This window comes from Rhodococcus sp. LB1, from assembly GCF_001583455.1.
Taxonomy (GTDB): Bacteria; Actinomycetota; Actinomycetes; order Mycobacteriales; family Mycobacteriaceae; genus Rhodococcus_F; species Rhodococcus_F opacus.
Genome location: NZ_LTCZ01000409.1, coordinates 3626 through 22285 on the forward strand (window position 1 = coordinate 3626; position 18660 = coordinate 22285).

Genomic DNA, 18660 nt, shown 5'->3' on the forward strand with positions numbered 1-18660 from the left:
TTCCAAGGCGGGATGGAGGTACCGTCCTACGCCGCCTCCAAGCACGGAATCCTCGGACTGACCCGAGCTCTCGCGAACGAGTGGGCCGCACACCGCATCCGAGTCAACGCGATCGCCCCCGGCTACATGGAGACCGAGTTCACCGCCGCGCATCGCGAGGACCCCGCCCGGGCGGAGAACATGCTGCGTCGCATCCCCGCCGGCGTCTGGGGGCGACCGGAGGATCTTGCCGGCGCGGCCGTCTTCCTCGCCTCGGCCGCATCCTCTTACGTCACCGGCACCGCCCTGTCCGTCGACGGTGGATGGCTCTCCCGGTAGCCGAACCCTGACCGGCGTTCCGTCTCCCGCAACGGAGCTGCTCGGTAGCCGGATTCACAGAGCGTCACGAGCATTGCAGGAATGGCAGCCCCACGTCGTTCGCCGAGGGCTATCGCGAGTGCGGCGCGGAGACGGCGGGTGGCGGGTTGCGGCCGTCCGCTGCCGCGCTCGCGGTGATCGTCAGTTTCGGTGGAACGCGATACTCATGCAACGCATTCGGCCGGTGTTCGCCGTGGTGGGCAGCCTCGGCGCGCTCGGGTACCGCACTCAGCTCGATCGACGCGGATCGTCCCGACGACTTGGCCGTCGGGGCACGCGATAGCCTCGCCGGGCCGCGAATTCGACGGCGTGTACTTCCGGCACCTTCTGCCCGTCGTCTCCGAAACAGACGAGGACGCATCACAGCCCGACCACACGGCGGACGTGGAAGACTGGGTGTGTGAAGGTCACGCAGAGGCCTGACCCGCCCACCGGCATCCGGCGGGCGTTCTTTCGCGCGCCGATCTACCTCTACCGCGTCCACCTCGGGTTTCTCCTCGGTGGCCGATTCCTGCTCCTCGAACACGTCGGGCGCAAGACCGGCGCCCGGCGGCAGGTCGTGCTCGAGGTGGTCAACCACGACGCCGTCGGCGATGGGTACGTGCTGGCCGCCGGGTTCGGTCCCAAGTCCGATTGGTACCGGAACCTGCGTGCACAACCGAACGCGAAGATTCAGGTGGGCCGCCGGCGGCTCTCGGTGACAGCCGAATTCCTCGATCCCGAGACCGGTGCGGACTTCATGGCGCACTACGCGGCGGAGCATCCGAAACTCGGACTGCGGATCGCCAAAGGCATGGGCTTCGACGTCGACGGCAGCGCGGCCGACTTCCGGGCGGCCGGCCGTGAAATCCGTTTCGTCCGGCTGCGCCCCCGCGGCTGAGGGTGCTCAGTTCAGCCGCACACCGCCCGCGAGGAGCATGGTGCGCAGGACGAAAGCCGCCTCGGGGCCGATGATCTCCCCGACCAGGGTGAGGTAGCGGTCCACGTATTCCGGTCCGTGCGGCGCGACCGTCGGGTACTCGGGGTCGGACGGATCGAGGTGATGGGCGACCTCGTGAAGCACCACCAGTTCGCGGAACGCCCAGGCGTTGCCGTTCCGATGCTCGGGTACCGCGATTGTCGCGCAATCGCTTTCGTAGTGGGCCGCCTTGTTGCCCGACCGCGCGCGGACGTGAACCGGGGTGGCCGCCCGCGTCCAGGTGGATCGCACCCAGTTCAGGGCGAGCACCCGGTCGACGTAGTCCTGCACCGAGTCGATCGACGCGAATTTGCGTTCCACCGGCAGCGTCACCTGCGACCCCAGAACGTCGACGACGCGCAGCCCGCGCTCGTCGGCGCGGTCGAACATGGTGCGCACGAGGGCCTCGGCGTCGTACACGGCGGTCCGCTGAGTGTCGCGGGGCCGCTTCACGACGGGATCTGCTTGCGGGCGGTCGACAGTTCGGGTGAGTTGCTCAGGCGGGCGGTCCGGGCGGCGCGGTCGCCGGCCCGGCGGGCGCTCGACGAATGTCCGGCGGACGCCCGTCCTCCTCGCCACGTGCCGCGGGCCTGCGAGTTCTCCGAGTAGTAGTCCTTCAGCTCGAGCTGCTTGTCGCGCAGGACCAGTGCCGTCTCCGCCGACGACTCCGGCACGGACACCGCCTGCTCCTCGGCCTCCTTCTTGGCGTCGGCCAGGCGCTGCCCGATCCGCGCGGCGTAGGCGAGCTGGAAGTTCAACCGGGCGGTGACACCGGCGACGGGCCGTCGCACCCGTGTCGCGACCCGGCGGCGCCCGCGCTTCTCGACCTGCGTCCGCACCGTCGTCTCGCCGCGGTACTCACCCGACTTGATGTAGCCGTCGGACGCCCGGACCATCTGGATCAGCAGGCTCGCGTACAGGGCCTCGCAGACGTCGATGTCGCCGGCGAACCCGTACGCGTAGATGACGGCGGACGTCTGGGCGATGTCGCACTGGACGTCGTTGGCGGCGGCGATCACCAGGAACAGTTGCGCGTACGTGCGCAGACCCTTCTTGCCCGGTTCACCGATCGTGATCAGGCGCTGGGTGGGGGTGGCCCGCTTCTCCCGGCCCGCCGCGTGTGCGCGCGCCACCGCGAGGTCGATCGAGGAGGCGGTGGCGAGCCGCTGGGCGGCGGCCATGAAGGCCTCGCCCTCGTGCGGGTTGTCGGTGGATTCCGCCTGCCGGAGGAGCCCACCGATGCGGGTCAGCATCTTGTCGGAACTCACCCAGGCAGGCTAGCCCCCCGTGCGTGGTTAACGAGTCCTGACACTCCTTAACCGCGCACGGGCGGCGGAGCCGCCTACAGCCGCTCGAGGTCGTCGAGGATCAGGTTTGCGCCGGTGAGGCCGATGCCGGTGATCCACACCCGGTAGTCGGTCTGACGGACGCTGTCGCGTCGTGACGGCCCCATCTGCCCGATGAGTACAGGATCGATCCCCAGTTCCCCCGGTGCGGACGTGTTGGCGACGAACGCGATGTCGGAGTCGATCTGGGCGACGTTCTCGAGCGAGATCTCGGACATGTCGTTCTTCGCGTCCCACGGCTGCCCGGTGATGGTGTAGCCGGCCGCGGTCAGCACGGAACCGGAGAACGTGCCGGGTCCGTGCAGGCGCAGGCCGTCGTCCATCACGCGGATGACGTGCGCGGTGCGACCCCGGTTGGTTTCGGTCAACGCGGCGGCGCGGGCGTGGAACGCCGACAGCTTCTGCTCGGCTGCGTCCGTCTCACCCATGGCCTCGGCGAACAGCCGGAGCGTCCCCTGCCAGTCGACCGCCGGCGACACGGAGAACACGGTGGGCGCGATCGCGGACAGCGCGTCGTACAGGTCGCCGTGCCGCTGTTTGCTGCTGAGGATGAGGTCGGGCTGCAACGCGGCGATCGCCTCGAGGTTCGGTTCGGCGATCGACCCGACGACGGTGGTGCTGTCCAGTCCGCCGCCCAGGTAGGCGGGCAGCGCGTCGGCGGAACCGGCCTGAGCAGCGCCGACCGGTGTCTTCCCGAGCGTGACGACGGTGTCGATGGGCAGGCTGTCGAGGGCGACGATGCGACTGGGCCGGTTGCTCACCGTCGTCGTGCCCATGGCGTGGGTGACGGTGCGCTGGGCGCCGCTGTCGCTGCCCGTTGCCGCGTCGGGTCGCGCGCAGGCGGCGGTGAGCGCGGCCAGTGCGGCTGCTCCCAGCCCGGCTCCGAATTCGCGTCGTGTCAGGGCGTCGACGATCTCCTGCCATTGGACGTCGGTGACATTCGGGGAGCACGTAGCAGAACGCATCCTGGACCTCGATCTCGAAGGGGGTAGAAGATAGGCGAACCTAACCTTATACAGTCTGTTGCGTGAGCGTGCAGACGACGACGTCGCCCGAGGGGTGGACGCCACCGGCCTGCGCGGCGCTCTCCCGGTCACTTCTGGAGCCGTTGTGCGGCAGCGCGCCCCGGGTGCGCGGCTGGCTGCTGATCGAGCAACCCGGACCGTGGGGACGCGACCGGCTCCGGCAGAGCCGCCTCGACCCGGTCCTCGGCGACGCGCTCGCAGGCCGGTGCGCCGACGCGGGGGTGCGTCCGGTGCTGATCCGCACCCGGCAGCGCCGCGACCTCGCCGCCGGACGTCACGTCTACCTTGTGCGTCCCGGACGAGCCGACGGCTGGGCGGAGCGACTGCTGGTGCGTGAGGACCGGGAGCTGATCGACCTCGACCTCGACCTGTCACCCGGAGTGGGGGAACGTCTCGACCCCGCCGAATCTCTGTTCCTCGTCTGCACCCACGGCAAGAAGGACGCGTGCTGCGCGTCGTTCGGACGCCCCGTCGTCACCGGCCTCGGCCACCGCGACGGACGGGTCTGGGAATCGACGCACGTCGGCGGCGACCGATTCGCCGCGACCATGGTGTGCCTGCCGTCGGGCATCTACTACGGCCGGGTCACCGCGGAGGCGGCGGAACACATTGTCGCCGAACACGATCACGGACGCGTGGTGCTCGAACACTACCGCGGCCGGTGCACCGACGACCCGGTGCTGCAGTTCGCCGAGCACACCGTCCGGGCCGAGCGGTCGCTGCTCGGACTCGACGATGTGATCCCGCTGTCGGCGACCCCGCGGACGGACGGCGACACCGACGTCCTGGTCCGGCACCCGGCCGGGACCGACCTCGTCCGGGTTCGCACAACCCGTGCCGAACCCCGCCTGACCGCCTGCAGCGCGGGTGTCGTCGACAGCCCGGACCGGTTCGAGGCGGCTCCGCCACCCGTGCGCCGTTCTGGTAGCTAGGACAACCAAAAAGGCGCACGGGCGCGAAGCGCCTGACAACTTGCCCACACGTTCAGCGGCGTTTCCTTCCCGGTTACCTGCAGGGCGGTTGTCCGTACAACTCGGCCCGTGACAGTGGTCGCCATGACGGAGCATCGGTACCGCACGATCGCGGACCAACTGGAGTGCGAGATCGAGAGCCTGGCGCCGGGCACCAAACTCGACAGCGAACACGAGCTGATGAAGCGCTTCGGGGTGGGCCGGGCGGCGGCGCGGGGTGCGGTGCAGGAGCTGGAGCGGCGACTGCGGGTGCGGCGCGTCCAGGGTGCGGGCACGTTCGTCGCCGAGCGGATCGACTACGTCATCTCCCGCGACCGCCGGCCGTCGTGGCACCGCACCGTCCGGGAGGCCGGGGCGGTACCGCGGTCGGTGATCCTCGAACGGACGCTTGCACCGCTGCCCGCCGACTGCGCCGACCGGCTGGAGGTGCCGCACGGCACCCCGGCGCACCACATGGTCCGGCTCAGCTACATCAACGACGTCGTCGCCGGTCTCGGATTCGAATGGATCTCCCACGACGCCGTCCCCGACCTCGCCGAGGGCATGCGGGTGGAGGAATCCCTCGACGAGGTGCTCCGCCAGATGGGACATGTCCGTTCGGTCCGGTCCTGGTGCCGCACCGCATCGGACATTCCGCCGGCCGACGTGCAGGAGAAGCTGCAGCTCGTGTCCGCGGTCCCGGTGTGGGTGGTGGAGAGCGTCAACCGCGACGCCGACACCGGCACACCCCTCACCTACAGCAAGGCGTGGATGCGCGGCGACGCCGTCCGCGTCGTCATGGAGATCGGCTCTCCGGACGAACCCCGACCACTCACCACCGACATCGAGAACGACACGAAAGAGGTTTCGGCCCCATGATTTCCCACGTCTACAGTCGCGAACGCGTCGCCGAGTTGCTCGCCGCCGCGTCGGCGGGCGACCTCGTCGAGCTCGCCGACGCCTGCCTGTCCGACGGCGCCGAACTCGCGGTCCTCACCGCGCCGGAGGTCGGTTCCGTCGCGGCGCAGGTGCGTGAACCCATTGCGTACGAGCACTTTTTCCTCGGCGACGTCCTCGGCTGCCGCGCCGAGGTGAGTCTCGCCGGAGTGCGTGGCTGGGCCATGCGGCTGGGCGACGACCGGGCCGCCACCCTCGCCGCCGCGATCTGCGACGCCGAGGTCCAGGCCGGGCGCCCGCACGCCGACCGTGTTCACGAACTGTGCGCCCGCGTCGAGCACGAACGCCGGCTCGCCGACCTCGACGAATGGGCGCAGCTGGCCCCCACCATCGTCCAATTCGAGGAGCTGACGTAGAGATGAGCGACACGATCGTGATCGGTTCGGCGCTCGGCGCCGGCCTGCACCCCGACCGGGCGCAGCGCGTGTACCGGGCGGTCCTGGAGGCGTTCGCGCGACCGGGAACCGTCCAGGCGTTGCCCCGCACCGACTTTCCCCCTGCCCTGCTGCCCGCGCTCGCGCTGGCCGACCTGGAGACCGGCACGCACGTCCTCGAGGAACAGCAGGACTGGACGTCCGTGCTCGCCGTTGCCACCGGCGCACCCGCCGCCCCGCTGGGGACGGCGAAGTACGTCACCGCGCTTCGCCCGCCGACGGTGACCGAATTCGGTTCGGTGTCAACCGGTACGGCACTGAGCCCGGAGTCGGCAGCGACTGTCGTCTGCGCGGTCGACGCGGTCGACGACGGCATCCCCGTTCGCCTCGCCGGGCCGGGAATCGAGTCCGCGATCGCCTTCGCGCCGGCCGGATTCGACCCCGCCCTGTGGCAGGTCCGGCGCCACCTGGTCGCGGAGTTCCCGTCCGGCGTCGACCTGCTGTTCGTCGGGCCGGACGGATCAGTCGTCGGGATCCCCCGCACCACCGTGGTCTTCGGAAAGGACAACTGACATGGGATATTCGGGAGCACGGGGTGGCCTGGACGCCATCCTCGCCGCCGAGTCGCTGGTCCGCGGCGCCCGCAACGCCGACCCCGCACCGTGGCTGACGACGGAACAGATCACCGGCCGCATGCGGTTGGCCGTCGACCGGGTGATGGGCGAGGGCAGCCTGTACGACGAGGACACGGCCGCCGACGCGCTGCGGCAGGCCGAGGGTGACGTCATCGAGGCGACCCACCTGGTGCGAGCCCACCAGTCGACGTTGCCGCGACTGGCCGTGAGCGAGCCGATCGACCCCGACGAGATGGTGGTGCTGCGGCGCATCGTCCCCGCGCACCGCACACCCGACGGCCCTCAGCTGCTCGGCCGCACCAGCGACTACACCGGCCGGATGCTGGATCGCGACGCACGGCCGGAACCGGTGATCGTTCAGGAGAGCGTGCCCGCGGAAACCGAACGGGCGGAGGACCAGCGGCATCCGCGGCGGTTTTCCGACATGCTCCGCGAGATGGATCTGCTGGTGGACAACCGGCCCGCCGACGGCGCACCGAAGGCCGCACCGTTCGATATCTCGCGGCATCCCGCACGACCGCCTGCCCCGCGCTCGGCGATCCTCGCGAGCATGGCCCGCGCCGAGACCGGCTCACTGATCGGCACCTGGTACCGCTCGATCCGCGGCACCGAGGGCAACATCCACGAGGTGACGCTCGGCGAGGTGCGGCACGGCCGGCTCCCGCTGCGGGTCGCGCACCCGCACACCGGAAAGCCGGTGCTGCTCGGGTACATCCGTGCGTCGGAGTGCGAGGCGATCGAGGACCTCGACGGCCCGGACGAGGACCGCAGCCGATTCGACGTCGGCTACGGACTGTGCTTCGGGCACAACGAACGCAAGGCCATCGCGATGGCGAACCTCGACATCGCCTGCCGGCGGTTCGGTGACGCGGACGGTCTCGAGCAGGTGCTGCTGCTCACCACCGACGGCCTCGACTCGTGCGGATTCCTCGAACACCTCAAGTTGCCGCACTACGTCACGTTCCGCTCGATGATCGACCGCAAGCGCGCCGTGCGCGGTGTGGAGTCGGTGGCCGAGCGCACCGCCGAACCGATCGGAAGGACCTGCTGATGACCGTCACCGACACCGTCACCGAAACACCCACCACCGCCGGTGTTCTCGCGGCGCTCGACGCCGAATCCTTCCCCCGCGGAATCCTCGACGAAGGGTCCAAGCGGGAGATCCGCCGCGCCACCCTCACCGCGGTCTGCGTGCCCGGTTACCAGGTGCCGTTCGGGTCCCGCGAGATGCCGGTGGCCCGCGGCTGGGGTTCCGGCGGACTGCAGCTCACGCTGGGCCTGCTCGGCGGCCACGACACCGTGAAGGTCATCGACCAGGGCGACGACGACGGCGTCAACGCCACCAACCTGCGTCGCCTCATCGTCGACAGCGAGCACTGCGCGCAGACCCAGGACACCCGGGATTGCAGCGTCGTCCAGAGTCGGCACCGCATCCCGGAGGAGCCGCTGATCGACGATCAGGTTCTGGTGCTTCAGGTTCCGGTCGCGGAGCCGTTGCGGGGCGTGCAGAAGTCGGTGAGCGAGTGCGCGCGGATGCACGCCGAGGCCGACTACTCGATGATCTGGGTCAGCCTGTACGAGGACCTGGTGCGCAACGGAGTGATCACGAAGACCACCGGCTACCCGGTGCTCGTGAACGGCCGCTACGTCATGGTCACCACCCCGATCCCCCGCTGGGACGTGCCGCGCCTGAACAACGCCGCGAGCCTGACGCTGTTCGGCGCCGGCCGGGAGAAGCGCATCTTCGCGGTCCCGCCGTACACGCGGGTCGAGCCGCTGACGTTCGACGACGTCCCGTTCGAGGTCGAGGGCGACACCGCCCAGCGCTGCGCGCGCTGCGGTTCGTCCGACACCTTCCTGGTGGAGGCACCCGGCGGGCGGACGGCCTGCAGCGACATCGAATGGTGCACCAGGACACTCGACGGTGACGTCGATGCGCGCAACCATGCGGAACGGTCGCCGTTGCGCTTCCTGCCCGACCCGGCACGTCGGGTGCGGGCGGCCACAGCCGTGAAGCGTCGTGGTCCCGCGGAGCTGGAGGCGCGGCCGGTCCCGGCCCACGCCGACGGCTGGACGCTCGCCGTCCGCGGCGTCGGCAAGGTCCACGGACCGGGCGGCGCCGACGCGGTACCCGGAACCGGACCGGGCACCGGAACCGCGATCAGCCCCCGCACCGGCGCGGTCGTCGCCGCCTGGGACGTCGGCTTCGACGTCGCGCCCGGTGAGGCGCTCGGCCTCATCGGTGAGTCGGGCTCGGGCAAGTCGACCGTGCTGCGCTGCCTCGTCGGCGAGGAAACGGCCACGGCCGGTTCGATGTTCCTCACCACTGTCGGCGGCGGCGACACCGACGTGTTCGGACTCGACGCGGCCGAGCGCCGGGCGCTGCGCGTCGACACCGTCGGTCTCGTGCACCAGAACCCGGCGGACGGCCTGACCATGAAGGTGTCCGCCGGCGGCAACATCGCCGAGCGGCTCACCGCGGCGGGCTGGCGGAACTATCACGAGATCCGGGACCGCGCCGCGTATCTGCTGGAGAAGGTGGAGGTGCCGCTCGAGCGGATGGACGACCCCGTCCACACGTTCTCCGGCGGCATGCGTCAGCGGGTGCAGATCGCGAAGGCCCTCGCCACCGACCCCCGGGTGCTGCTGCTCGACGAGCCCACCACCGGGCTCGACGCGTCCGTCGCGGCGGGTGTGCTGGACCTGCTCCGCAAACTCCTCGCCGAGCGGGACACCGCCGCCGTGGTCGTCAGCCACGACTTCGCCGTCATCGAGGCCCTCACCGACCGCTGCCTCGTGATGAACGTCGGCCGTGTCGTCGAGTCCGGGCTCACCGACCAGCTGTTCCAAGACCCGCACCACCCCTACACGCAGCGGCTCGTCGCGGCCGCACGTCGGTGAATCCGACCATCGAAGGCTGAGGTAACCCACCATGATTTCTCCGATACTGTCGGTCCGCGCACTGCGGAAGACGTTCACACTGCACACCATCGACGGCCGCACGGTGACGTCGCTGCACGGCGTCGACCTCGACGTCGCTGAGGGCGAGCACGTCGCCCTCGCCGGGCCCAGCGGTGCCGGCAAGTCCAGTCTGCTGCGCTGCGTGCACCGCAGCTACCTGCCCGACGGCGGCACCGTCACCCTGCGCACCGACGACGGCCCGGTCGAGTTGACGTCGCTGCCGGACCGCGAGATGGCCCGGCTGCGCGGACGCGAACTGGGGTACGTCTCCCAGTTCCTGTCGGCGCCGCCGCGCACCGGCCCGATGGATGTGGTCGCGGCCGCGGGGCGCCGGCGTGGAATGAGCAGGTCCGACGCCCGCGACGCCGCCGCCGACTCGCTGCGGCGCCTGGCCCTCGACGAGGCGCTGTGGGACGTGGATTGCAGCGTCCTGTCCGGTGGCGAACGCCAGCGCGTGAACATCGCTGCGGGAACGGTCAATCCGCCGCGACTGCTACTGCTCGACGAACCGGTGTCGGCGCTCGACCCGGCCAACCGGGAACGCGCGCTGGAGCTGATCGCGTCGCTGTCCGCGCAGGGGGTGGCGGTGCTCGCCGTCTTCCACGACCTCGACGCGATGCGCAGACTGGCGTCGCGGGTGATCCGGTTCAGTGAGGGCCGGATCGCGCAGCAGGGCAGTGCGTTCGACGTGCTGGGAGCGGCGGCATGAGCGAAACTGCGCAGACCCTCGAGCAGCCCACCGCCTGGTCGTTGCAGCAGTCGCCCCGCGACTACGTGCTCGGGCACGTGCGTGCCGTGCTCCCCGCCGGCATCCTCGACGACGCCCGGATCGTCGTGCGCGACGGCCGCATCGTGGAGGTCGGTGAACCCACACCCGGCACCCGGATCGACGTCGACGGCGGCGGACTGTTCTGCCTTCCCGGTCTCGTCGACGTCCACTCGGACGGCCTCGAGCGGGAACGCCTCCCGCGGCCGGGGGCGGAACTGCCGTGGATGTTCTCGATGATGTCGTTCGAGGGGAAGCTGCGGGCGGCCGGTGTGACCACCGTGTTCCACGGGGCGTCGTTCTCCGACCGGGAGGCGGCCAAGAACCAGCGCAGCGTGCACGCGGCGATGGAGATGTGCGAGGCGATCGCCGGGTGGAACGAACGCGAGACCGACGGCCGGCTCGTCGACCACCGGGTGCTGCACCGGCTCGACGTCCGATCCGCCGCCGGTCTGGCGGCGCTCCGCAACCACTTCGACCACCTGGTCGCCACCGGACAGGTCGGTGCGGATCTGCCCGCCGTGATCTCGCACGAGGACCACACCCCGGGCATCGGGCAGTACGCCGACCGCACGTTCTACGAGCGGTACATGGCCGGGATCCGCGGCATCTCCATGGAGGAGGCCCGGCTCCGGGTCGACGAGGTGGTGCGGGAACGGGAGAGCAACATCGCGGTGCGTGAGGACGCGATGGAGTGGCTCGCCGGCCGCGGCGCGACGGGATCGGTCCGGATCTTCGGGCACGACCCCGAATCCGCCGTCGAGATCGCCGACCTGGCGCGCCGCGGCGGCAACGTCGCCGAATTCCCGACGACGGAGGAGGCGGCCCGGGAGGCCCGCGACCGCGGCATGTCCGTGGTGATGGGCGGACCGAACGTCCTGCGCGGCGGCTCGCACTCCGGCAACGTGTCGGCGGTGGAACTGGCCCGGCTGGGTCTGGTGACCGCGCTCGCATCGGACTACCTGCCGTCGTCGCTGCTCGGGGCCGCGTTCACGCTCGCCGCCGACGACACGATGCCGCTGCACGCCGCGGTGTCGCTGATCACCAGCGGTGCGGCCACGGCCGTCGGGCTCTCCGACCGCGGGGCGCTGGAACCCGGGCAGCGCGCCGACCTGGTGCTCGTCGGTCTCGAGCACCGGTGCCCGGTGGTCCGGTCCGTGCTGCGGGCGCAGTAGACGTGCCCGCAGCGACAACCCGCTGGTCTCGCCCATCGCAGTTTCTCGGGGGTTCACCCGGGGTTGCCACTGCGGTCACCGTGGAAGACGAACCTTGACCCGAACGCGCAGGATCTCGATGCGCGCCTGCCACGCCCGACTCAGGGCACCCGAAGGAGACAACTTTCATGGGTAGCTTCATGCGCCGATCGTTCGCCGCTGCCGCGGTGGGCGCGGCCGCCGTCCTCGCCCTGTCCGCGTGCGGATCCAGCGCCGCCGACAGTGCGGGGTCCGGCGACCCGGAGACGCTCGTGCTGGCGTCCATCCCGTCGGAGGATTCCGAGAGCCTGCAGCAGCAGTACAAGCTGGTGGGTGACGTGATCGAGAAGGAGACCGGCATCCCGGTCGAATTCCAGAACGCGACCGACTACGCCGCCGTCATCGAGGGACAGCGGGCCGGCAAGGTGCAGATCGCCGGTTACGGGCCGTTCTCCTATGTCACCGCGAAGGACGCGGGTGTCGCGACCACACCGATCGCGGTGCCCGTCGACGCGGCCGACGCCGAGCCGGGCTACAAGTCGTACGCCATCACGAAGGCAGGTTCGAACATCAAGAGCCTCGCCGACTTCCGCGGCAAGACGGTGTGCTTCGTCGATCCCTCCTCCACGTCCGGGTACCTGTACCCGTCGGCCGGACTCCTCGAGGCCGGGATCGACCCGCAGAAGGACGTCACCCCCGTCTTCGCCGGCGGGCACGACGCCTCGGTGCTCGCCGTCGTCAGCGGCCAGTGCGACGCCGGCTTCGCCTACGACACCATCGTCGACAAGGTCCTCGTCGAGAAGGGGCAGATCAAACCGGGTGACGTCGACGTGCTGTGGAAGTCGGAGACCATCGCCGCCAGCCCCATCGCGATCAGCACCGACTTGTCCCCCGAACTCCAGGGCAAGCTCACCGACATCTTCCGCACCAAGCTCAACCGGCCTGCCCTCGTCGCTGCCGGATACTGCACCGACGAGAGCGGATGCGCGCTGCCGGAGGGGGTCGAGTACGGCTACGTCGCCGTCGACGACGCCTTCTACGACGGTGTCCGCAAGGTCTGCGACATCACGAAGGCCGCGGCGTGCCAGGGCTGACCGTCCGGCCGCAACTGAACCCGACACAGTAGGGAGACCCTCATGTCCGACCCCGATCACTCCGCGCTCGGCGCGTCGATCGACCGCATCCTGACACCGACCATCACCCTCGACCGGGTCACGAAGGACTTCGGTCCCCAGATCCGGGCGCTCGACGACGTGTCGCTGCAGGTGTATCCCGGTGAGGTCGTCGCGCTGCTCGGGCTGTCGGGGTCGGGCAAGTCGACACTGCTGCGTCTGCTGGACGGGCTGCACCTGCCCAGCACGGGGTCGGTGACGGTGCTCGGCACGGACGTGGGGGCCGCCCGGGGGCGTGAACTCCGCGAACTGCGACGCCACGTCGGCTTCGTGTTCCAGCAGTTCCACCTCGTGGGCAGCATGTCCGTGCTCGAGAACGTCTGCACCGGCGCCCTCGGCGCGCTGCGCGGTCCCCGGTTCGGGCTGTTCAGCTACCCGAGGTCGGTGCGCCGCGCCGCGATGGAACAACTCGACCGAGTGGGGTTGGCGGACAGGCCGTTCCAGCGTGCCGACACGCTGTCCGGCGGGCAGCAGCAGCGGGTCGCGGTGGCGCGGGCCCTGGTGCAGCGTCCCCGCATCCTGCTCGCCGACGAGCCGGTCGCGTCCCTCGACCCCGAGTCGTCCGCCCAGGTGATGGCGCTGATCTCCCGCATCGCCGCGGAGGACGACCTCACCGTGCTGTGCAGCCTGCATCAGGTGGAGCTCGCGCTGTCGTGGGGTCACCGCCTGGTCGGGCTGCGCGGCGGCCGGGTGGTACTCGACAAGCCCGTGTCCGCCATCGACCGGAACGAAACGATGTCCATCTACTCGAGCGTCGCGTCGCCGACGTCGCCGCAACTCGTCTGACCGCTGTGACCGTCCTCCTGCCCCCGCGCCCGAAGGAACGAGAACCCGAGGCGCGCACCGTGCCCCGGCCGTCGCTCACGTCGATCGGCGTCACCGTCGTGCTCGCCGCATGGCTGCTCGCCTCGCTGTGGTCGGTGGCCTCGCTGAAGATCAACGTCGCCACGTTCGCCGACAGCCTCGGCAACGCAGCCGATTTCGTGTCCCGCATCTTCCCCCTCGACTTCCCGCCGCTCGGCGAGATCGTCACCATGACGGGGCAGACCCTCGCCATCGTCACGTGTGCCACCGCCCTGAGCGTGGTCGTCAGCGCGCTGGTGTCACTCGCCGCGGCACGGAACACCACCCCCGGTACCCCCTTGCGCTGGGCGGCCCGCGCCACCATCGTCGTCACCCGGGCGATCCCCGAGATCGTGCTCGCCATCCTGTTCCTGCGACTGTTCGGCCTCGGCGCGGTCGCCGGCATCCTCGCGCTCGGCATCCACTCCGTCGGCATGGTCGGCAAGATGTACGCCGACGCCATCGAGGACACCGACGCCGGGCCGCGCGACGCCCTCCGCGCCGCCGGGGCGACCTGGTGGCAGCAGGTGGTCGGCGGCGTCTTCCCCCAGGCCCTCCCGGCCTTCGTCGCCACCGCCCTGCACCGCTTCGACATCAACCTGCGCGCGTCCGTGATCCTCGGCTACGTCGGGGTGAGCGGCATCGGCATGGAACTGTCGCTGGCGATGAAGACGATGAACTACCCACGTGGAATGGCCCTGGCCCTGTTCGTCGTCGCGCTGTGTGTCGTGATCGAACTGATCTCCGGCGCCGTCCGTCGTTCCCTGCTCGGGGACCGGGCGCCCAGGCGTCGCGGACTGCGTGAGCGGGTGCTGTCGGCCCGCGGCGGCTGGGCGGAGAACGGTTCCGCGGCGAGGGTCGACGGCCCCGTCGCCCTGCGCACCCCCGGTGGCGACTACCGGATCAGCCCACCGTGGACGGGCGAGCGGATCAGGCGCACCCTCTATCTCGGCGCGACGATCCTGGCGCTCGCCGCCGCCACGTGGGGCTCCGACATCGACCTGTCGCGGATGGCCGAGGGAATCACGTCCCTGCCCCGCACACTCGACCTGTTCTTCCCGCCCGGCACCGGCGGAATCTGGGACGAACTGCTCGCGCAGCTTCTCGTCACGGTGCAGATCGCCCTCGCGGCAACGCTTCTGGGTCTGCTCCTGGCCGTGCCGATCGGAATTCTGGCGGCCCGCAACGTGGCTCCCACCCCGGGCGTCGCGAAGTTCTTCCGCATCGTCATCGTGGTAGTGCGCGGCATCCCCGACCTGATCTTCGCGATCATCTTCATCGTCGTCACCGGGCTCGGTGCCACGGCGGGCGCGCTCGCGCTGTCCGTCGGGGCGGTCGGGTTGCTCGGCAAGCTGATCGCCGACTCCCTCGAGGAAACGGATGTCTCCGTGCAGCAGGCGGTGTCGGCCGGCGGCGCCAGCCGCTCCCAGGTGTTCACCGCCGCGACGCTCCGGCAGTCGGCGCCCGCCCTCGTCGCGCATCTGTTCTACCAACTCGATGTGAACATCCGTGCCGCAACACTGCTCGGCGTCGTCGGTGCGGGCGGCATCGGCTTTTACCTGATGAACGCCGCCCGGGTCCTGCAGTTCGACGTCGTCACCACCATCGTGCTCATGGTCTTCGCCGTCGTGATGGCCGTCGAGGGCGTCGCGATGTGGATGCGCCGGGCGATGTCCTAGCTTCATCCCCAACCTGTGGAGGAACCTGTTGATGAACCCGACCAATACGATTCGGACCGAAGCAAATTCAGGACTGATGGCGGCGGCGGACGCCGCGACGAACGCCTACCGGAAGGCCGTCGCCACCTACCCGCGGGAGAAGCTGAAGTCGATCGCGATGCAGGGGGCGGACGGCACCCCGACCATGTTCGTGGACGTGATCGTCGAGGACGCCATCATCGATGCCGCCACCGCGGCCGGGGTCAACGTGCTGTCCGAGGAGCGGGGCTGGGTCGACGTCGGCTCGGCCGTCACCCTGGTGGTCGATCCCGTCGACGGCTCTGCCAACGCCGCCGCCGGTGTGCCGCTGGCCTGCTTCAGCGCCGCCGTCGCGATAGACGGCGAATTCACCGAGGCGATGACCACGTGGTTACATACGGATGAACGCTGGTGGGCGTCACGAGAGTTGTCGCCGTACACCACCAGCGGGTGCCGCACGGTCGCCGACGCCGCCGTGTCGATGCTGCGCCCGCACCAGCGGAACTGGGACGCCTGGACCCGTGTCGCGCAGAAGGCGACCCGAATCCGGATCCTCAGCTGCAGCACCCTCGACGCCGTCCTGGTGGCCACGGGAGCCGTCGACGCGTTCGTCGACGCCGGCAGCGACACCCACCGGCTCATGGACATCGCCGCGGCCGTCGTCCTCGTCGGCGCGTCCGGTGGCGTCGTGCTGGACGCCTTCGGCCGGCCCGTCGAGTTCGACACCGACCTCACCCGCCGCTGGAGCGGGATCGTCGCGGCCACCCCCGAACTCGGAGAGGAGCTTCGAGCCCTCATCGCCGAGGCGCCGTAGCCGCCCGTGCGCCTTTCTGGTAGCGGCGGCTACCGAAAAGGCGCACGGGGTAGATTCTTCGCACCTGTGCGCGGCGCCGGGTAGAAGGGACTTCGACGTTCATGGCCACAGTGACCTATGACGGTGCCACCTGCCTGTTCCCCGGCTCGGACAAACCGGCCGTCGATACGCTCGACTTGAAGATCGAGGACGGTGAGTTCCTGGTCCTCGTCGGCCCGTCCGGCTGCGGCAAGTCGACGTCGCTGCGGATGCTGGCCGGGCTGGAGGACGTCCACAGCGGCCGGATCCTCATCGGTGACCGCGACGTCACCACCCAGGAACCCAAGGAACGCGACATTGCGATGGTGTTCCAGAACTATGCGCTGTACCCGCACATGTCGGTGGCCGAGAACATGGGTTTCGCGCTCAAGCTCGCCGGCGCCGCGAAGGACGACATCCGCAAGCGCGTCGAGGAGACGGCGAAACTCCTCGACCTCGAGCCGTACCTGGACCGCAAGCCGAAGGCGTTGTCCGGCGGTCAGCGGCAGCGCGTCGCGATGGGTCGTGCCATCGTCCGGCAGCCGCAGGTGTTCCTGATGGACGAGCCGCTGTCCAACCTCGACGCCAAGCTCCGCGTGCAGACGCGCACCCAGATCGCGCAGCTGCAGCGCCGCCTCGAGACGACGATGGTGTACGTGACACACGACCAGGTCGAGGCCATGACCATGGGCGACCGGGTGGCAGTGCTGAAGGACGGGGTGCTGCAGCAGTGCGCGTCGCCCCGCGACCTCTACAACAGGCCCGCCAACGTGTTCGTGGCCGGCTTCATGGGGTCGCCGTCGATGAACCTGTTCACGCTGCCGATCACCCCCGACGGGGTCGTGCTCGGCGACGCGACCATTCCGCTGCCCCGGCAGCTGCGTGCCGACACCGACGAACGTGAGGTCGTCGTCGGGATCCGCCCCGAACACCTGGAACTGTCGACCACCGGCATCCCGATGGAGGTCGCGGTGGTGGAGGAACTCGGATCCGACGCCTACATCTACGGCCGCAGCACCGTCAACGGGGTGACGCAGCAGTTGGTGGCCCGCGCCGACTGGCGGAACCCGCCCCGCAAGGGTGACCTGGTGAAACTGCACGTCGACCCGTCCCAGGTGCACCTGTTCTCGGCGTCCGAGGGCTACCGGCTGAGCTGAACCGGCGGTGAACAGAACGGCTCGTGACCGATTCAGGTCGGGGGTAATGCCGGACTTCTGCGGTGTTCCATGCCACAGTATGTTCCGACACCGCGCCGGTGCCGCGAGTTCTGTCGTGCCGGTAACGGGTTCATCCACATCTACCTACGGGGAGACTCCATGGTTCAGATTTCGAGAGCGGTCCGGCGCGCCGCGGTGTTTGCCACCGCTGCCTCGCTGGTCACGCTCACCGCTTGCTCGAGCGACAGCGGCAGCGACTCCACGTCGGAGAACCTCGACGGTCGCGGACCCATCACGTACGTCGAGGGCAAGGACACCACCGAGACCGGTGTCGTCCGCCAGATCATCGACGCGTGGAACGCCGAGCACCCGGACGAGCAGGTGACGTTCAAGGAGCAGTCGAACGACGCCGATCAGGCGCACGACGACCTGGTCCAGCACCTGCAGGCCAAGCAGTCCGACTACGACGTCGTCGCACTCGACGTCCCCTGGACCGCGGAGTTCGCGGCCAAGGGCTGGCTGCAGCCGCTGACCGGCGAGTTCGCGGTGGACAACACCGGAATCCTCCCCGCCACGGTCGACAGCGCCACCTACAACGGCACCCAGTACGCGGCGCCGAAGAACACCAACGGCGGCCTGCTGTACTACCGCAGCGACCTGCTGCCCGCCGCACCGAAGACGTGGGCCGAGCTGGCCGCCGCGTGTGAGGTCGCGAAGACCAACAACATCGACTGCTACGCCGGTCAGTTCGCACCGTACGAGGGCCTGACGGTGAATACCGCCGAGGTCATCAACGCGTACGGCGGCTCGTTCGTCGGCGAGGACGGCAAGACGCCGACCATCGACAGCCCCGAGGCCCGCGCTGGCCTGCAGGTTCTGGTCGACAACTTCAAGAACGGCGACATCCCGGCCCAGGACACCACGTTCAAGGAGCCCGAGAGCCAGAAGGCGTTCGAGGACGGGAAGGCGCTGTTCCTGCGCAACTGGCCCTATGTGTACGGCACCGCCGACAAGGATTCGTCCGCGGTCAAGGGTAAGTTCGCGGTCGCTCCGCTGCCCGGCAAGGACGGCATCGGCGCCTCGACCCTCGGTGGCTACAACGCCGCCATCAGCGCGTACTCCGAGAACAAGGCCACGGCCCGCGACTTCCTCACCTTCCTGCAGGGTGAGCAGTCGCAGCGGATCATCGCCATGGGCTCGCTGCCGCCGGTCCGCGCCGCACTGTACGACGACCCGGAGATCATCGCGGCCTACCCGTTCATGCCGACGCTGAAGGTGTCGATCGAGAACGCCGTCCCCCGTCCGGTCACGCCGTTCTACCCCGCTGTGTCGAAGGCCGTGCAGGACAACGCCTACGCTGCCATCAAGGGTGAGAAGTCGGTGGATCAGGCGATCACGGACATGCAGTCCGGCATCCAGTCCGCAGGCTCGTAGAGC

19 protein-coding genes are annotated in these 18660 nt (G+C 69.8%); 16 read left to right on the forward strand and 3 right to left on the reverse strand.

Translation table 11 applies throughout. The features are described 5' to 3' along the window. Positions 1–12: 12 nt before the first annotated feature. Both AZG88_RS54680 and AZG88_RS40530 read left to right on the forward strand, forming a co-directional pair. Positions 13–318 (forward strand): SDR family oxidoreductase, encoded by a 306-nt coding sequence (locus AZG88_RS54680; protein ID WP_269455116.1) that lies wholly within the window; start codon positions 13–15, stop codon positions 316–318. Between the two features lie 439 nt (positions 319–757). After that, the gene (locus tag AZG88_RS40530) at positions 758–1237 is read left to right on the forward strand and encodes a nitroreductase family deazaflavin-dependent oxidoreductase (RefSeq protein WP_005249601.1); all 480 of its coding nucleotides are present in this window, start codon (positions 758–760) and stop codon (positions 1235–1237) included. A 6-nt stretch (positions 1238–1243) separates the two neighbouring features. Here the strand turns inward: AZG88_RS40530 and AZG88_RS40535 are convergent, their stop codons facing one another. From AZG88_RS40535 to AZG88_RS40545, 3 genes are all read right to left on the reverse strand, one after another. Next, positions 1244–1768: a TIGR04338 family metallohydrolase gene (locus AZG88_RS40535; protein WP_025433586.1), complete on the reverse strand. Its 525-nt coding sequence runs from the start codon at positions 1766–1768 to the stop codon at positions 1244–1246. Beyond that, entirely contained in the window at positions 1765–2583 is an 819-nt protein-coding gene (locus tag AZG88_RS40540) for a DUF2786 domain-containing protein (protein ID WP_005249605.1), read from the reverse strand. Before AZG88_RS40540 ends, AZG88_RS40535 begins: the two co-directional genes overlap by 4 nt. A gap of 74 nt (positions 2584–2657) precedes the next feature. After that, a complete protein-coding gene (locus AZG88_RS40545; protein ID WP_061041190.1) occupies positions 2658–3626 on the reverse strand; it encodes an ABC transporter substrate-binding protein in 969 nt (322 codons plus the stop codon). A 62-nt stretch (positions 3627–3688) separates the two neighbouring features. Here AZG88_RS40545 and AZG88_RS40550 point away from each other — a divergent pair, with 62 nt between their 5' ends. From AZG88_RS40550 to AZG88_RS40615, 14 genes are all read left to right on the forward strand, one after another. Further along, positions 3689–4618 (forward strand): sucrase ferredoxin, encoded by a 930-nt coding sequence (locus AZG88_RS40550; protein ID WP_061700973.1) that lies wholly within the window; start codon positions 3689–3691, stop codon positions 4616–4618. 123 nt (positions 4619–4741) lie between these two features. Continuing rightward, on the forward strand, positions 4742–5515 hold the full coding sequence (locus tag AZG88_RS40555) for a GntR family transcriptional regulator (protein WP_061041214.1): 774 nt from the start codon (positions 4742–4744) through the stop codon (positions 5513–5515). After that, positions 5512–5949 (forward strand): phosphonate C-P lyase system protein PhnG, encoded by a 438-nt coding sequence (locus AZG88_RS40560; protein WP_005249616.1) that lies wholly within the window; start codon positions 5512–5514, stop codon positions 5947–5949. The genes AZG88_RS40555 and AZG88_RS40560 overlap by 4 nt, the downstream gene beginning before the upstream one ends. A gap of 2 nt (positions 5950–5951) precedes the next feature. Then, a complete protein-coding gene (gene phnH, locus AZG88_RS40565; protein WP_005249617.1) occupies positions 5952–6539 on the forward strand; it encodes a phosphonate C-P lyase system protein PhnH in 588 nt (195 codons plus the stop codon). A gap of 1 nt (position 6540) precedes the next feature. After that, complete coding sequence (locus tag AZG88_RS40570; protein ID WP_061700976.1) at positions 6541–7653, forward strand: carbon-phosphorus lyase complex subunit PhnI; 1113 nt, start codon at positions 6541–6543, stop codon at positions 7651–7653. Beyond that, complete coding sequence (locus AZG88_RS40575; RefSeq protein ID WP_005249620.1) at positions 7653–9503, forward strand: alpha-D-ribose 1-methylphosphonate 5-phosphate C-P-lyase PhnJ; 1851 nt, start codon at positions 7653–7655, stop codon at positions 9501–9503. The genes AZG88_RS40570 and AZG88_RS40575 overlap by 1 nt, the downstream gene beginning before the upstream one ends. A gap of 31 nt (positions 9504–9534) precedes the next feature. Then, positions 9535–10272 carry a phosphonate C-P lyase system protein PhnL gene (locus AZG88_RS40580; RefSeq protein WP_005249622.1) on the forward strand — a complete coding sequence of 246 codons (738 nt, stop codon included), beginning with the start codon at positions 9535–9537 and terminating at the stop codon, positions 10270–10272. After that, positions 10269–11504 (forward strand): alpha-D-ribose 1-methylphosphonate 5-triphosphate diphosphatase, encoded by a 1236-nt coding sequence (locus tag AZG88_RS40585; RefSeq protein WP_005249625.1) that lies wholly within the window; start codon positions 10269–10271, stop codon positions 11502–11504. The genes AZG88_RS40580 and AZG88_RS40585 overlap by 4 nt, the downstream gene beginning before the upstream one ends. 167 nt (positions 11505–11671) lie before the next feature. Next, complete coding sequence (locus tag AZG88_RS40590; RefSeq protein ID WP_005249627.1) at positions 11672–12616, forward strand: phosphate/phosphite/phosphonate ABC transporter substrate-binding protein; 945 nt, start codon at positions 11672–11674, stop codon at positions 12614–12616. Positions 12617–12658: 42 nt separating this feature from the next. Next, positions 12659–13480 (forward strand): phosphonate ABC transporter ATP-binding protein, encoded by an 822-nt coding sequence (phnC, locus tag AZG88_RS40595; RefSeq protein WP_005249629.1) that lies wholly within the window; start codon positions 12659–12661, stop codon positions 13478–13480. 5 nt (positions 13481–13485) lie between these two features. Beyond that, entirely contained in the window at positions 13486–15216 is a 1731-nt protein-coding gene (phnE, locus tag AZG88_RS40600; protein ID WP_025433581.1) for a phosphonate ABC transporter, permease protein PhnE, read from the forward strand. A gap of 31 nt (positions 15217–15247) precedes the next feature. Continuing rightward, positions 15248–16048 (forward strand): inositol monophosphatase family protein, encoded by an 801-nt coding sequence (locus AZG88_RS40605; protein ID WP_005249633.1) that lies wholly within the window; start codon positions 15248–15250, stop codon positions 16046–16048. 101 nt (positions 16049–16149) lie between these two features. Continuing rightward, positions 16150–17223 carry an ABC transporter ATP-binding protein gene (locus AZG88_RS40610; protein WP_061041192.1) on the forward strand — a complete coding sequence of 358 codons (1074 nt, stop codon included), beginning with the start codon at positions 16150–16152 and terminating at the stop codon, positions 17221–17223. Between the two features lie 159 nt (positions 17224–17382). Further along, positions 17383–18657: an ABC transporter substrate-binding protein gene (locus tag AZG88_RS40615; RefSeq protein ID WP_061041193.1), complete on the forward strand. Its 1275-nt coding sequence runs from the start codon at positions 17383–17385 to the stop codon at positions 18655–18657. Positions 18658–18660: the final 3 nt, after the last annotated feature.

Coding starts and splice junctions, on each gene's coding strand:
- AZG88_RS54680 (WP_269455116.1), top strand. CDS start 13: ATGGAGGTACCGTCCTACGCCGCCTCCAAGCACGGAATCCTCGGACTG.
- AZG88_RS40545 (WP_061041190.1), bottom strand. CDS start 3,626: ATGCGTTCTGCTACGTGCTCCCCGAATGTCACCGACGTCCAATGGCAG.
- AZG88_RS40555 (WP_061041214.1), top strand. CDS start 4,742: ATGACGGAGCATCGGTACCGCACGATCGCGGACCAACTGGAGTGCGAG.
- AZG88_RS40560 (WP_005249616.1), top strand. CDS start 5,512: ATGATTTCCCACGTCTACAGTCGCGAACGCGTCGCCGAGTTGCTCGCC.
- phnH (WP_005249617.1), top strand. CDS start 5,952: ATGAGCGACACGATCGTGATCGGTTCGGCGCTCGGCGCCGGCCTGCAC.
- AZG88_RS40570 (WP_061700976.1), top strand. CDS start 6,541: ATGGGATATTCGGGAGCACGGGGTGGCCTGGACGCCATCCTCGCCGCC.
- AZG88_RS40575 (WP_005249620.1), top strand. CDS start 7,653: ATGACCGTCACCGACACCGTCACCGAAACACCCACCACCGCCGGTGTT.
- AZG88_RS40580 (WP_005249622.1), top strand. CDS start 9,535: ATGATTTCTCCGATACTGTCGGTCCGCGCACTGCGGAAGACGTTCACA.
- AZG88_RS40585 (WP_005249625.1), top strand. CDS start 10,269: ATGAGCGAAACTGCGCAGACCCTCGAGCAGCCCACCGCCTGGTCGTTG.
- AZG88_RS40590 (WP_005249627.1), top strand. CDS start 11,672: ATGGGTAGCTTCATGCGCCGATCGTTCGCCGCTGCCGCGGTGGGCGCG.
- phnC (WP_005249629.1), top strand. CDS start 12,659: ATGTCCGACCCCGATCACTCCGCGCTCGGCGCGTCGATCGACCGCATC.
- AZG88_RS40605 (WP_005249633.1), top strand. CDS start 15,248: ATGAACCCGACCAATACGATTCGGACCGAAGCAAATTCAGGACTGATG.
- AZG88_RS40610 (WP_061041192.1), top strand. CDS start 16,150: ATGGCCACAGTGACCTATGACGGTGCCACCTGCCTGTTCCCCGGCTCG.
- AZG88_RS40615 (WP_061041193.1), top strand. CDS start 17,383: ATGGTTCAGATTTCGAGAGCGGTCCGGCGCGCCGCGGTGTTTGCCACC.